Source organism: Stenotrophomonas sp. STEN030 (genome assembly GCF_056759995.1).
The window spans coordinates 1-14,363 of record NZ_JBRREB010000077.1 but is presented as its reverse complement, the minus strand read 5'-3'; the positions used below and the strand labels follow the sequence as shown (position 1 = coordinate 14,363).

Genomic DNA, 14,363 nt, shown 5'->3' with positions numbered 1-14,363 from the left:
CGGGCTGACCCCCCCCCATACTCCGCGGGGCGCTCCCCCCCGCCCCCCACCGAGCGGCGGGCGGCCCCCCCCACTACAGTTGGGCGCTTACTGGACTTCGCTGTTGATCTTCTCCAGATCTTTCTGCAGATCCGCCATCAGCGGGGTCATCTTCTGCTGGATGGCGACCATCAGGTTCTGCATCAGCGCCGGGGTCTTGTCTAGCAGGCTCTGGCCGGCCGGACTCTCGTAGAACTCGGCCATCGCCAGTACGTCCTCCTTCGAGAACGACTGCTTGTACAGATCGACATACATCGGCCGCATCTGCGACCAGGCCAAGGCCTGACGCAAGGTCTGCGAGGTGCGCTGCTGGATGCGCTGCAGTCCGGCTTTCTGCTCCGCTGTCAGCGATTGCTTCTCGCCGATCTGGGCGAACTGCTGCGCCTGCATTGCTTCCATCTGCGGCAGCATCGCGTCGAGCATGTTCTGCGCACGCGAGGCCGCCAGCAGGCGATTGACGTCGGCATCAGTGGCTGGCGTGGCCCATGCCGGTGCGATGCCGGCAAGCAGCAGGCTGGTGGCGACCAGCAAGGGAGCGCAACGGGTGCGGAGGGTTCGGCGGCAACGCTGCATGGATCGTCCTTGTGATGGGCAGGCTTCGAGCATAACCGGGGCACCGCCATGGCCGAAGTCAGGTTCTTTGAATCTTCACTTGGCCGTGGTGTGGCGAGGAGCACAGTTCGCGGTGTAATAAATAATTGATTTTAATGAAATATTTACATTAATAGGATTGCTGCTAGCATAATCTCGTTACAGAAAACCTACTGAAATTGCGAAAAATAGAGACGCGAGTCACGTTTCTATCTATGCTTGGCACCAGGAGCTGTACCCAGGGGGGGTACGTGGCCTCGCAAGCCACCTGCCCGCAACAAGTAGGAACTGCGATGGACAGTCTGTTCGAGGGGCCGACCGTACTCGTCGTGGCCAGTTGGGTGGCGATTCTCACCCTGCTGTTGGCCACGGTATTGCTGTTGATCATTGTTTTTCTGCGGGTACGGGCGCAGCGCCGTGAAAAGCGCGACACCCAGGCTCGGCAGTATTGGAACGATGTTCTGCAGCGCGAACTTGCCGGTGAAACCGTGCCGGTGCACCGATTGCAACGCGATGAGGTCATAGGCTTCATCGAGGCCTGGAACAGCGTCTGCGAGAGCCTGCCGGAAGCGTCGGTACGGCGGCTGGCCCCGCTGGGTCATCGGGTCGGTCTGGAGGACGCGGCGCAGCGCATGTTGCGCGGCAGCTACCACGACCGCGCCATGACCATCATTGCCTTGGGCCATCTGCGCGACCGGCATCTATACGACCTGCTGGCCAAATTCCTCAACGACCGCAGCCCCATCGTCTCGCTGTGCGCAGCGCGGGCGTTGGCGCAGGTGGATCCGCCGCGCGCCATGTCCGCCTTTGTGCCGATGATCACGGAGCGCGAGGATTGGGTGCCAGGCAGCGTGGCGCGGATCCTGGCCGAGAACGAGGACGGCAGCGCCGCCCGCGAGATCAGCAACGCGCTGTTGCGTGCCAATGCCGATTCCACCGTAAAGCTGGTGCGCTTCCTTGCCGACATCGATCCGCAGCGTGCGGCGGTGGTGGTGCGGCAACTGCTGGAAGGGCATGTGGATGACCACATCATTTCGGTCTGCCTGCAGCTGATCAACGATCGCCAGGATCGCGAGCGCGTCATTGGTTTCCTCACGGCGTCGCGCTGGCATGTACGCATGCACGCGGCGGCGGCGCTGGGACGCATCGGCGAACGCAGTGATGCGACACGACTGGAAGGCCTGCTTTCAGACAGCGTCTGGTGGGTGCGCTACCGCACCGCGCAGGCCTTGTTCGGCTTGCCGGGCATGGGGGCCGATGCCCTGCGTGAAGTGCAGTCGCGGCAGAGTGATGGCTATGGACGCGACATCATCGAGCAGGTGCTGTCCGAAAATGCGATGAGGAGTGCGACATGAACGCTTATTGGCAGATGCTGGTGAGCTACGTGCAGCAGATTCCATGGGTGAGTATCGCCGACTCGCTGCAGTGGTTTTTCATGGCCTACTTCGTCGCGATCAACCTGGCCTACCTGCTGCTGAATTACATCTCGGCCTATCAGATCGTGCGCTACATGCGCGAGTACCGGGCCAATTACCTGCCGGCCGGTCTGCGCGAGTACCAGCCGCCGGTAAGCATCATCCTACCGGCCTACAACGAAGAAACCTCGGTAGTTTCCTCGGTGCGCTCGCTGCTCAAGACCAGCTACCCGGCGTTCGAGATCGTGGTCGTCAACGATGGCTCCAGCGACCGCACCCGCGATGCACTGATCGAGGCGTTTGGACTGGTGCGGGTGCCCGAGGCCTACCGCACCCGCCTGCAGACCGAGCCGGTGCACGGGGTGTATGCCTCGGCAAGTTGCCCGCGCGTGCGCATGGTCGACAAAGCCAATGGCGGCAAGGCCGATGCGATCAATGCCGGCATCAACTGCGTGCGCTATCCGCTGTTCTGCGTGGTCGATGCCGACAGCATCCTGCAGCCGGAGAGCCTGTCGCGGGTGGTGCGGCCGTTCCTCGAGGACAGCCGCGTGGTTGCCAGCGGTGGCGTGGTGCGTGTGCTCAATGGCTGCACCGTGCGCGACGGCATGCTCGACAAGATCGGTCTGCCCAACCGCTGGCTGCCCAGTTTCCAGCTAGTGGAATACCTGCGTGCGTTCCTGTTCGGACGCATGGGGTGGTCGCCGATGAACGCGCTGCTGATCATCTCCGGCGCCTTCGGTGTGTTCTACAAGGAACGGGTGATCGCCATCGGTGGCTACCGCACCGACACCGTTGGCGAAGACATGGATCTGGTGATCCGCCTGCACCGTAATCTGCGCGAGGAAAAACGCGACTACCGCATCGTCTTCGTGCCCGACCCGGTGTGCTGGACCGAGGCGCCGACCGATCTGGCATCACTGCGCAACCAGCGCATGCGCTGGCAGCGCGGTCTGGCGGAAAGCCTGTGGACCAATATCGGCATGTTGTTCAATCGCCGTAGCGGCGCAGCGGGCTGGGTCGCGTTCCCGTTCATGCTGTTCTTCGAGTTTCTCGGCCCGATCATCGAGGTGGTGGGTTATGTCTCGATGATCGTGCTGGCCCTGTGTGGGCTGGTGCAGCTGGACGTATTCCTGATCTTCCTGGCCGCGGCAGTCGGCATGGGCATCCTGCTCTCGGTCAACGCGATGCTGCTGGAGGAACTTTCTTTCGGCCTGTACTCGCGGCCAATGCAGCAGCTGCGTTTGTTCGTGGTGGCGATCCTGGAAAACTTCGGCTATCGCCAGCTGAACTCCATCTGGCGTTTCTCCGCGACGATCCGTTGGATGTTCAGCCGTCGCAAGCGGCATAGCTGGGGACGCATCAGCCGTGACGGCTCCTGGCAGCAGAGCCACAAAGAAGAAGTGCCGGTGGCGGTGGCAGTTGCATCGTCAGTGATCAGCGAATCGAGTATCAACAAATGATTTCCAGGAACCGTTCCATGAACCAGCTCCCTTCCTTCCGTGCTCCTCGCCATGTGCTGTCGCGTTGCCTGTTGCTCGCGTTGGCCGCTGCGCCTTTGTTGGCGTTCGCCCAGGAAGCCCCAGACAGCCTGACCCTGCAGCTGCAGCAGATCCGCGAGCAGTCCGACGCCAATAATCGTGCGGCAACGATTGCCCGCTACAGCGCGCTGCTGGGCGAGCATCCGGGCAACGGTGATGTGCTGTTGGCGCGCGGCCGCACCTATGCCTGGGACGGCCAGTACGCCGCCGCCGAGGCCGATCTGCAGCAGGTAGTGAAGAACAGCCCGACCTATGCCGATGCCTGGTCGGCACTGGGCGATATGTACCGCTGGAGCGACCGCCCGCAGCAGGCCGCCGATGCGTACTCGCGCTGGGTGGAGCTGGCGCCGCAGGACCCGGCCGCGCGCATCGCGCGTGGTCGCGAACTGCGTGCACTCGGCCAGACTGCTGCTGCGCGTGCTGATTTCGACGCCGCTGCCACGCTGGGCGCGGATCCCAAGGAAATCGCCGAGCTGCGCCTGAGCCTGTTGCCGCGCATGGCCAACCCGGATGCGGTGGCGGCCGGTGGCTACCGCTGGGGGGCAAGCGTGGGCTGGGATCACACCCGCTTCAACGGTGACCGCCAGAGCTGGAACGACAACGACCTGACCCTGCGTCGCTATTTCCCGCGCGGTTCGCTGGGTCTGGAGCTGCTGCGCGCCGATCACTTCAATACCTCCGACACCGCCTGGGCGCTGGACGGCTACGCACCGCTGTGGTCGCGCGCCTATGCAAACCTGCGTTACCAGCGCGGCCCGTCCAGCGGCGTGCTGCCCAAGCAGAGCTGGCGCGTGGAAGTGTTCCAGGGCGTGGGCAATGGCTGGGAACTGTCGGCCAGCGTCGACCAGTTGCGCTTCTCTGACACCACCGAGTTCTACGGCGTCGGCGTCGGCCGCTACGTCGGCAACTGGTATGGCCGCTACAAGCTGCAGCACGTGCCGGGTGTCGGCTCGGGCAGCTGGAGCCACCGCGTTTTGCTGCGCAATTACTACAAGGGCGATGCCGACGACTATCTGGAAGTCAGCGTCAGCAGCGGCCGCAGCACCGACCTGGATCGGTTCGGCGGCGTGGTCCGCGATAACAACGCGGCCATTGGCATTGCCTGGCGGCACCAGGTCACGCCCAACTGGGGCTTCAAGCTGGGCGCCGGCTATGCCGACGACGATGGTGGCTTTGATGAGCAGCGCCTGTCCGGCTCCATCTATACGCGCTGGTAACGGAGCAGTTGACGATGATTTCCACGCATGACGGCGGCGCCTGGGCGCGCTTTTCTTCGGCCTTCCCGGTGCTGCTGCTTGCGCAGCTGGTGCTGGTCGCAATGGCGGTCAGCAACGGTGTTGCGGGTGCCGGTGGCAGCTTGCAGACCGGCGCAATTGTCGGCATTGCCGGTGCCCAGGCCTTGCTGATGTTGCTGCGCTCGGTGCCGATCCTGGTGCTGTTGTCGCTGCCCTTGCTGGCAATCAAACGGGCTCTGCCGCGCTACATCGCCTTGGGTGTGCTGTGGTCGCTGTTCATCGTGGTGCAGGTGTTGCTCGACCAGTATTTCCAGGTCGCGCATGTGCCGCTGGGTGCGGATCTGTTCGGCTACAGCCTTGCCGAGATCCGCACCACGCTGGCTGATGGCGCACCGCTTGGCCTGCGCGGGGTGCTGGCGATGGCCTTGCCATTGCTGGTGTTGTGGTTGGGCCTGCTATGGCTGGCGCGGCGTGATGCACGCGGCTCCACGGTGTGGAGCACGGTGTTGCTGGTGGCCGGTGGCATCGCCTGGATCCTGCCGCTGCCCAGTGGCGCGGTGGCCTTGAAGGACGTCGCCTCGCGCGACCTGGCCTGCAACAAACTGGCCTGGTTCAGCGGCGATGTGTGGCGCTGGTTCAAGGGCGAGTCGGATGTGGCAGTCGTGCCGAGCGCGATTGCCAGCACCGAGGCGCCGTTGGATCCGAATTTCCCGTTCCTGCACCCGGAGCAGACCCCGGACGCCTTGGGCCCGAACTTCTCGCCGACCAGCGATGGCCGTCCGCCGAACGTGGTGTTGATCGTGGTCGAAGGCCTGGGCCGCTCGTTCTCCGGTCCTCAGGCATCGCTGGGCAGCTTCACCCCGTTCCTCGATGAGCTGGCCGGGCGCAGCCTGTACTTCGACAATTTCCTTGCCAATCAAGGCCGCACCTTTGGCGTGCTGCCGACTTTGATCGGCTCAGCACCGTTTGCCGACGAAGGCTTCACCGGGCTGGGCGATCGCATGCCGGCGCATCCGGGCCTGTTCAGCGTGCTGCGCCAGCAGGGCTACAACACCGCCTTTTACAACGGCACCGACACCAGCTTCGACAACGAGCGCGCCTACATGCAAGGCCAGCAGGTGCAGACGCTGGTCGACATGAACAACTTCGGCGAGGGCTATCAACGCAATCCATTCAGTGCCTGGGGTTACCCGGACAAGGAACTGGTATCGCGCGTGCTTGCCGATAACGACAACGTGCAGGCGCCGTTCCTGACCGCGATCCAGACCATCTCGATGCACACCAGCTACGAGTTCCCCGATCAGGACGTGTACCGCAAGCAGTTCGAGCAGCGTCTGCAGCAGTTGCAGGTGCCTGAGGCGGAGCGTGCCAGCTACCGCGCCAGCACCGATATCTACAGCACCATTCTGTACACCGATGAGCAGTTGCGCCGCTACTTTGCTTCGGTGGAAAAGACCCCGTGGTATTCCAATACCATCTTCGTCATCACCGGTGATCACCGCTTGCCGGAGATTCCGATGGGCGAGCATGTGGACCGTTACCACGTGCCCTTGATCGTGTTCTCGCCGCTGCTCAAACAGGCCAAGCGCATCCGCGCGGTGTCGTCGCAGCTGGACGTGACGCCATCGCTGATCGCCTTGCTGTCCAATACCTATGGCTTGAAGCGGCCGGCGCAGACGCCGTGGCTGGGCACCGGCTTGGACATGGCCGAGAGCTTCCGCAGCAATCAGCAATTCCCCTTGAAGCAGACCAAGACCAGTGCGCCGGAATATCTGGCCGGGCGTTGGTGGTTGCATGACGGCAAGTTGTACGAATTGCAGGACGGCATGCACCTGGCCGAAACCGACGATGCCAGCGTGCGTGCGTGGGCCACACAGCGCCTGCAGCGTTACACCCAGGCCAATGCGATCTTCATGCAGAAGAACGCGCTGACGCCGGAAGGCGCGACGCCCAAGCTGGTTGCGTACAGCGCACCTGCAGCCGCTGCCGAAGTGGCTGCGGCGCCGGTGGCGCACGGCTTGTCGCTGGCCTCGGCCGAGGTTGCCGCCGTAGCCGATGGCGTACAGCTGACGGCGGTGTTCAGCAGCGGCGATCCCAAGCCCAGCCGCGTATTCGTGCCGCTGGCGGTGATGTCCAGCGAGGATGGCCGCGAGTTGCAGGAAGTGTATGGGCAGGCAATGCAGCTGCCGCCGGGCGGCAGCCAGCAGGTGCAGTTGCAGCTGCGCCTGCCGCAGGACTGTGGTGGCCGTTGCTACGTGTCGGTGTTCCCATCCGACCCCGACAGCGGCAAGGCGATCGGGCAGGGCCGTTATCACCTGCAGGTGGATACCGCTGCAGGCGTGGAGAAGTCGCAATGAGCCGGATGTTCGGCCTTGGCCTGTTAGCCGTATTGTGTGTAGCGCCAATGGCGCAGGCGGCAGCGGCCAGCCGCGCGATCTGGACCTGGGAGGCCGAGTCGTACGCGATGATCGAAGACACGGCGGTCGCCGATGAGGCGGTGGCGTATCTCAAGTCGCAGCGCATCGACACCGTGTACCTGTATGCAGACGCCTACAAGGACCGCAACCTCATCGTCGAGAAGCCGGAGTTGTACCGCGCCTTCATCGAGCGCCTGCACGGCAAGAACATGAAGGTCTATGCCTTGCTGGGCTCCTGGTATCTGAGCACCCAGAAATACGTGTTGCCGGAGCACCGCAAGGAGGCCGAGGCAATGTTCCGCCGGGTGGTGGACTACAACGCCTCGGTGTCGGAAGCGGCGCGGTTTGATGGCGCCAATTTGGACATCGAGCCGCATATTCTCGACGAGTGGGACGACGACACCCGCGCCGACCTGCTGATTGGCTTTCTGGATATGAGCGCAGCGGTGATGCGCATCAAGCAGGAAAGCGGTGCGACCTTGGCGGTAGGCCCGGCGATTCCGTTCTGGCTGGATGGCATCGAGGTGGACTGGAATGGTCGCCATCGTCCGGTCAGCGAGCACACCATCAACATCTACGACTACGTCGCCTTGATGGACTACCGCGACAAGGCCGAGGGCAGGGACAGCATTCTCTCGCACGCGTCCAGTGAGATCGCCTATGCCAATGAAGTCGGCAAGAAGGTGGTGATTGGGTTGGAGGTGTCGTCCAACGACATCGACAAGGTCACCTTCCATGAAGAAGGGCCGAAGGTGTTCGAGCAGGAAGTTCGCAAGGTGGAGCGTGCGCTGCGCAACGAGCCCTCGTTTGCTGGCTTCGCGATTCATCACTACCGCGCCTACCGGCGCTGGGCGGGGCAGTACTGGGAGTGAGCGGAACCTTTCTTGTAGGAGCGGCGTGAGCCGCGAAGCAGGCGCATCCTCAGATGGTGCAGACGCCAAGTCCTGCAGCAATGTCAGCTTCGCGGCTGACGCCGCTCCCACATCTCTTGCATTTGCCGCAGCACATTTGAGTCATCCGGAATCCGCTGCTGGTCCCCGGACATCGATTTTTTTGATCTTCTCTCCTCAAATGGGAGAGGAACCTCTTTTCGCGGAGCGAAGCGGCGGGTTGGGGAGGGCCCCCAGCCGCTCTTTGCCCGGGGGGCGCAGCTAAACCAGCCACAGCCCTTACAATGCGCCGATGGCGACGGAGCAGATTGAAATCTCGGAACACCTGGCGATACCGGAAACGGAGATCGTCGAGCGCTTCGTGCGCGCGTCCGGCGCGGGTGGGCAGAACGTCAACAAGGTCTCCACCGCGGTGGAACTGCGTTTCGACATCGCCGGCTCGCCGTCCCTGCCTGAACCACTGCGCGAGCGCCTGCTCGCCCGCCGCGACCGCCGGGTAACCGGCGACGGGGTGCTGGTGATAGATGCGCAGCGCTTCCGCACCCAGGACCGTAACCGCCAGGATGCGCGCGAACGTCTTGCCAGCTTCATCCAGGCCAGCCTGAGCGTGCCCAAGCCACGGGTGGCGACCAAGCCCTCGTACGGCTCCAAGCTGCGCCGGCTGGATCAGAAAAAGGAACGCGCGCAGGTCAAGCGCGGCCGTTCCACACGTAATTGGGAGTAGTGCTTGAGCAACACACCGCCGACCATTCCGGCTATTCCCGCTGCCATGCCGCAGCGCAAGGGCGCCGCCTTCAGCCGTTGGCTGGGCCGCAGCGTGCTGCGCTTGGGTGGCTGGCAGATCCGTGGGCCTATCCCGGACCTGGCCAAGGCGGTGGTGATCGCCGCACCGCATTCGTCCAACTGGGATGGCCTGTGGGGCCTGGCGGCAAAGATGGCGCTGGGTCTGGAAGCGCGCATCCTCGGCAAGGACAAGCTGTTCTGGTGGCCCTTGAGCGTGGTGCTGCGGCGGATGGGCGTGGTGCCGTTGGATCGCAGTTCGCCGCAGGGCACGGTCGGGCAGGCGGTGGCGATGATCCGCGACAGCGAGCAGGTCTGGTATGCGCTGGCGCCGGAAGGTACGCGCAAACAGGTGGCTGAATGGAAGGGCGGCTTTCTGAAGATCGCGCGCATGGCCGATGTGCCCATCATCCCGGCCTATTTCCATTACCCGGAACGGGTCATCGGCTTCGGCCCGGTATTCCACACCAGCGGTGACGACGTGGCCGATATGGCTGCCATCCGCCAGTGGTACCGGCAGTGGCAGGGCAAGAACCACAGCTCAAGCTGAGCCGGCAGCCGACAGATCCGGCGCCACCCGGCGCCACCATCGGCACATGTTGCAAACGCGGGAACGGAGTAGGGTAAAGGGCTGTTCGAAGCCCGTTCCCAAGGAGCCGTTTCATGTCGCGTACCGTTGTTCTGGCCGCTGCCATCAGCCTTGCGCTGGCCGCCTGTTCTGGCAAGGAGTCCACTGCCCCCGTGACCGCCAATGCACCTGCGGAGGCCGCCAAGCCGGGCGATGCTTCCACCAACCCGTTCATGACCGTCAGCTCGCTGCCGTTCCAGGCGCCGGCCTTCGACAAGATCAAGGACAGCGATTACCTGCCGGCATTCGAGGAAGGCATGCGCCAGCAGCTGGCGGAGATCAAGCAGATCACCGACAACACCCAGCCGGCCACCTTCGACAACACCTTGCTGCCGATGGAGAAGTCCGGTGCCATCCTGGACCGCGTCAGCCGCGTGTTCTTCAGCGTGGTGCAGGCCGATACCAACCCGGAGCGGCAGAAGATCCAGGAAGACGTGGTGCCCAAGCTGGCCGCGCATGGCGACGCCATCCACCTGGATGCCAAGCTGTTCGCGCGCATCAAGAGCATCTATGACGGTCGTGCCGAAGCCGGCCTCGACGCCGAGCAGCTGCGTGTGGTCGAAGAAACCTACAAGGGCTTCGTCAAATCCGGCGCCGAGCTCAGCGATACCGACAAGGAAACGCTGAAGCAGTACAACGCCGAGGAAGCCACCCTCGCCAACGATTTCCACAACAAGCTGGTCGCGGCTACCGCCGCCGGTGCGGTGGTGATCGACGACAAGGCGCAGCTGGCTGGCCTGTCCGAGGGCGATATCGCCGCCGCCGAAGATGCCGCCAAGGGGCGCAAGCTCGATGGCAAGTGGGTGCTGAGCCTGCAGAACACCACCCAGCAGCCGGCACTCGGTTCGCTGCAGGATCGCGACATGCGTGCCAAGGTGCTGCAGGCCTCGGAAACCCGTACCGAGCACGGCGATGCCAACGACACCCGCAAGATCATCCAGCGCCTGGCCCAGCTGCGCGCGGCCAAGGCCAAGCTGCTCGGCTTCCCGAACTTCGCCGCCTACAACCTGACCGACCAGATGGCGCAGACGCCGGAGCATGCGCTCAAGCTGCTGACCGACACCGTGCCGGCAGCTACTGCCAAGGCACGCGGCGAGCTGGCTGAAATCCAGAAGGTGATCGACGCGCAGAAGGGCGGCTTCAAGGCCACCGCATCGGATTGGGACTTCTACGCCGAGCAGGTGCGCAAGGCCAAGTACGACCTGGACGAGTCGCAGATCAAGCCCTACTTCGAGATGGACAACGTGCTGCAGAACGGCGTCTTCTACGCCGCCAACCAGCTCTACGGCCTGACCTTCAAGGAGCGCAAGGACCTGCCGGTCTATCACCCGGACGTACGCGTATTTGAAGTCACCGATGCCAACGGCCAGCCGCTGGCGCTGTTCTACGCCGACTTCTTCAAGCGCGACAGCAAGTCCGGTGGCGCCTGGATGGACGTGTTCGTCGAGCAGGATGGCCTGACCGGCACCAAGCCGGTGGTCTACAACGTCAGCAACTTCACCAAGCCTGCCGCCGGCCAGCCCGCGCTGCTGAGCTGGGACGACGTGACCACCATGTTCCACGAGTTCGGCCATGCGCTGCACGGCATGTTCTCCAACACCAAGTACCCGAGCGTGGCCGGCACCGGCGTACCGCGTGATTTCGTCGAGTTCCCGTCGCAGTTCAACGAGCACTGGGCCTCGGACCCGAAGGTGTTCGCCAACTACGCCAAGCACTATCAGACCAAGGCAGCGATGCCGCAGGAGCTGGTCGACAAGATCGCCAAGGCCAAGACCTTCAACCAGGGCTACATGACCACCGAGTACCTGTCGGCGGCGCTGCTGGATCTGGCATGGCATACGCAGGGCGCTGACGCACCGCTGCAGGACGTGGACAAGTTCGAAGCCGATGCGCTGAAGCGCTACAAGGTGGACCTGGCCCAGGTGCCGCCGCGTTACCGCAGCAGCTACTTCGACCATATCTGGGGTGGCGGTTATTCGGCCGGTTACTACGCCTATTTCTGGGCGGAGATGATCGACCACGACGCCTTCGAGTGGTTCAAGGAGAACGGTGGCCTGACCCGTGAGAACGGCCAGGTGTTCCGCGACAAGATCCTGTCGATCGGTAATACGCGTGATCTGGCGACGGCCTACCGCGACTTCCGCGGCAAGGACCCCAGCGTCGAGCCGCTGCTGCACAACCGTGGTTTGAAGTAAGCGCGGCTTGAAACAAGCGCTCACCACTGTGAGCGTGTGAAACGACGAACGGCAGGGGAAACCCTGCCGTTCGTCGTTTATGCATGTGTTTTTGCGGCAAGCCGCAGCGCGCAGAACTTACTCGCAACGCACCTTGGTGATGACGTTGTTGGCATCGGTGTAGACGCGCAGGCGATCCTGGCGGATATCGCGGGAAACAATCGTGGTCGGGCTGATCGGATTGACCAAACCTGCGCCGCTCTCTTTTTTCAGGCGTCGCACGGTGGCTTCGTCATTGACCGTGCCTACCGCCCATTGCACCGCTGCGTCACTGCAGCGACCGAAATCGGGATCGTCGTTGGCAACTGGTGGTGCACTCAGGCAACCGCTCAGGGCGATGCTCAACAGGCCGCCGACCAGCAAAGGGCGGAGGATGGCGGTGGTGTGATGTGGTGTGATTTGAGGCATGGGGCAGTTCCTCCGTTCGAATATGTGCGGAGCATAGCAGCGCTCAATTGTCTGATTGCTGATTTCCGAGACTGCCAACCAAGTCGCGATCGGACAATGAATGGCTGTTAGGATCATTCCGATTGCATCACTGACCTGATCCAGCCAAGGAAGCTACCCCCATGAAATCAGCCAAGCGATCCATCATTGCCGCCTGTGCCACCGTGCTGTTCGGTATGGCCGGCATGCAGCAGGCCGATGCCTGCACCCGTTTTGTCTATCACGGCGCCGGCAATGAAATCTTCACCGGCCGTTCGATGGACTACAAGATCGACACCGGCACCCATCTGTGGATGTTCCCACGCGGCATGCAGCGCACCGGCGAGACCGGCCCGGATACGCTGAAGTGGACCTCACGCTACGGCAGCGTCATTGCCAGCGCCTACGACATCTCCACCACCGACGGCATGAACGAAGCCGGCCTGGTCGCCAACCTGCTGTGGCTGGCCGAGTCCGAATACCCCGAGCGCAACAGCGGCAAGCCCGGCCTGAGCATCTCGGTGTGGACGCAGTACATGCTGGACAGCTTCGCCACCGTCGATGAAGCGGTGAAAGCGCTGAGCAGCGAGCCCTTCACCCTGGTCAGTGATGCCGCTCCTGGTGAGCAGCGCATGGCAACGCTGCACCTGTCCTTGTCCGATTCCACTGGCGACAGCGCCATCATCGAGTACATCAAGGGCAAGCAGGTCATCCATCACAGCCGCGACTACAAGGTGATGACCAACTCGCCGATCTTCGAAGAGCAGCTGGCGTTGGAAAGCTATTGGCGGCAGATCGGTGGCACGGTGATGTTGCCGGGCACCAACCGCGCCTCGGACCGCTTCGCACGTGCGGCCTTCTATATCGATGCCATTCCCAAGTCGACCGACCCGGTGGAATCCACCGCCAGCGTGTTCGGTGTGATCCGCAATGTGTCGGTTCCGTACGGCATCACCACGCCGGACCAGCCGAATATTTCCTCGACACGCTGGCGCACGGTGTCCGACCACTCGCGCATGCGTTACTACTTCGAATCGGCGCTGGCCACCAATGTGTTCTGGGTGGATCTGAAGAAGATCGACTTCAGTGCAGGCGGCGGCAAGGTGAAGCGTCTGGACCTTGGCAACCAGCAGCGCACCATCTACGCAGGTGAAGCCAACGCCCAGTTCAAGGACGCCGAGCCGTTCCGTTTCCTGGGCATCTAAGGCGAGCAATCGGCGTGCCTGCGCTGGCGGGCACGCACCATCTGGAGCTTCAATGAAAACCCGATTCACCCGCAAAAGCCTGTGCCTGCTGTTGGCAATGGGCGGCGTGCCGCTTGCGCACGCGCAGAGCAATGACAACGACGACAGCTGGCGTTTCCAGGCCACGCCTTACGTATGGATGAGCGGCATGGAAGGGCAGGTACGGCCGTTCCGCAGCGCACCGATGGCCGACGTGCACAAGTCGTTCTCCGAATTGATGGACAACCTCGACGCCGCCGCCTTCATCACCGGCACCGCGCGCCGTGGCAACTTCGTGCTGCAGGCCGATTTCACCCACGCATCCACCTCGGATTCAACGCCGCTGCCGATTGGCGTGGCAGCGAACGTGAAAGTGAAGCAGACCTCGGCAACCGTGACAGCTGGCTATGCCTGGCTGGCGAACGAGCGCACCGGCATCGACCTGTTGGCCGGTGTTCGCTATTGGGATATCAACGCCGCGGTGAACGTACCGGGCCTGGTATCGGCGCGCTCGGATTCCACCTTCGTCGACCCGATTGCTGGCGTGCGCTGGCGGCAGACGCTGAGCCCGCGCTGGAGCAGCATTGCCTATGTGGATGTAGGCGGTTTTGGTGTGGGTTCGGATTCGACGTGGCAGCTGCTGGCGTTGGCCAACTACCAGGCAACGGACAAGCTGTTCGTATCGATGGGCTACCGCCATCAGAGCCTGGATTACCGCGACAAGGGCAAGCGCCTGGATGTATCCCTGTCCGGCCCGATGCTGGGTGTGACCTACCGCTTCGGTGCAGGGCAGTAGCTCCAATCCCCTCCCTTTCGCGCAGCGAAGGGGAGGGCTAGGGAGGGGTAGCTTTTGACCCTGTAGAGCCCCGACCCGGGCCCGGGGGGGCCGACGTGGGAGACCCCCTCCCCCCCGGGGGCGGCCGGCCCACGGGGCGCCCAACCATTCG

12 protein-coding genes are annotated in these 14,363 nt (G+C 63.3%); 10 read left to right on the top strand and 2 right to left on the bottom strand.

From position 1 onward, the window contains the following. Nucleotides 1–87: 87 nt before the first annotated feature. Nucleotides 88–612: a DUF2059 domain-containing protein gene (locus ACVOLR_RS18760; RefSeq protein ID WP_481537779.1), complete on the bottom strand. Its 525-nt coding sequence runs from the start codon at nt 610–612 to the stop codon at nt 88–90. 311 nt (nt 613–923) lie between these two features. Here ACVOLR_RS18760 and ACVOLR_RS18755 point away from each other — a divergent pair, with 311 nt between their 5' ends. The 8 genes from ACVOLR_RS18755 (at nt 924) to dcp (ending at nt 11,728) form a co-directional block, all read left to right on the top strand. After that, a complete protein-coding gene (locus ACVOLR_RS18755; protein WP_481537778.1) occupies nt 924–1,985 on the top strand; it encodes a HEAT repeat domain-containing protein in 1,062 nt (353 codons plus the stop codon). Then, nucleotides 1,982–3,505 (top strand): glycosyltransferase family 2 protein, encoded by a 1,524-nt coding sequence (locus ACVOLR_RS18750; protein ID WP_481537777.1) that lies wholly within the window; start codon nt 1,982–1,984, stop codon nt 3,503–3,505. Before ACVOLR_RS18755 ends, ACVOLR_RS18750 begins: the two co-directional genes overlap by 4 nt. A 17-nt stretch (nt 3,506–3,522) precedes the next feature. Beyond that, nucleotides 3,523–4,800, top strand: coding sequence for a YaiO family outer membrane beta-barrel protein (locus tag ACVOLR_RS18745; protein ID WP_481537776.1), 1,278 nt, complete (start codon nt 3,523–3,525; stop codon nt 4,798–4,800). Nucleotides 4,801–4,814: 14 nt separating this feature from the next. Beyond that, complete coding sequence (locus tag ACVOLR_RS18740; RefSeq protein ID WP_481537775.1) at nt 4,815–7,175, top strand: LTA synthase family protein; 2,361 nt, start codon at nt 4,815–4,817, stop codon at nt 7,173–7,175. After that, entirely contained in the window at nt 7,172–8,107 is a 936-nt protein-coding gene (locus ACVOLR_RS18735) for a hypothetical protein (protein ID WP_481537774.1), read from the top strand. Before ACVOLR_RS18740 ends, ACVOLR_RS18735 begins: the two co-directional genes overlap by 4 nt. 310 nt (nt 8,108–8,417) lie before the next feature. Further along, a complete protein-coding gene (gene arfB / locus ACVOLR_RS18730) occupies nt 8,418–8,849 on the top strand; it encodes an alternative ribosome rescue aminoacyl-tRNA hydrolase ArfB (RefSeq protein WP_481537773.1) in 432 nt (143 codons plus the stop codon). A 3-nt stretch (nt 8,850–8,852) separates the two neighbouring features. Continuing rightward, entirely contained in the window at nt 8,853–9,455 is a 603-nt protein-coding gene (locus tag ACVOLR_RS18725; RefSeq protein WP_481537772.1) for a lysophospholipid acyltransferase family protein, read from the top strand. Between the two features lie 113 nt (nt 9,456–9,568). Then, a complete protein-coding gene (gene dcp, locus ACVOLR_RS18720; RefSeq protein WP_481537771.1) occupies nt 9,569–11,728 on the top strand; it encodes a peptidyl-dipeptidase Dcp in 2,160 nt (719 codons plus the stop codon). 117 nt (nt 11,729–11,845) lie between these two features. On the opposite strand, the gene ACVOLR_RS18715 is transcribed toward dcp, so the two are convergent. Next, nucleotides 11,846–12,175 (bottom strand): hypothetical protein, encoded by a 330-nt coding sequence (locus ACVOLR_RS18715; protein ID WP_481537770.1) that lies wholly within the window; start codon nt 12,173–12,175, stop codon nt 11,846–11,848. A gap of 215 nt (nt 12,176–12,390) precedes the next feature. Between ACVOLR_RS18715 and ACVOLR_RS18710 the strand changes: the two genes are divergently transcribed. Continuing rightward, on the top strand, nt 12,391–13,398 hold the full coding sequence (locus tag ACVOLR_RS18710) for a linear amide C-N hydrolase (RefSeq protein ID WP_481537780.1): 1,008 nt from the start codon (nt 12,391–12,393) through the stop codon (nt 13,396–13,398). A gap of 52 nt (nt 13,399–13,450) precedes the next feature. Next, nucleotides 13,451–14,212 carry a porin family protein gene (locus tag ACVOLR_RS18705; RefSeq protein ID WP_481537769.1) on the top strand — a complete coding sequence of 254 codons (762 nt, stop codon included), beginning with the start codon at nt 13,451–13,453 and terminating at the stop codon, nt 14,210–14,212. The last annotated feature ends 151 nt before the right edge of the window (nt 14,213–14,363 follow it).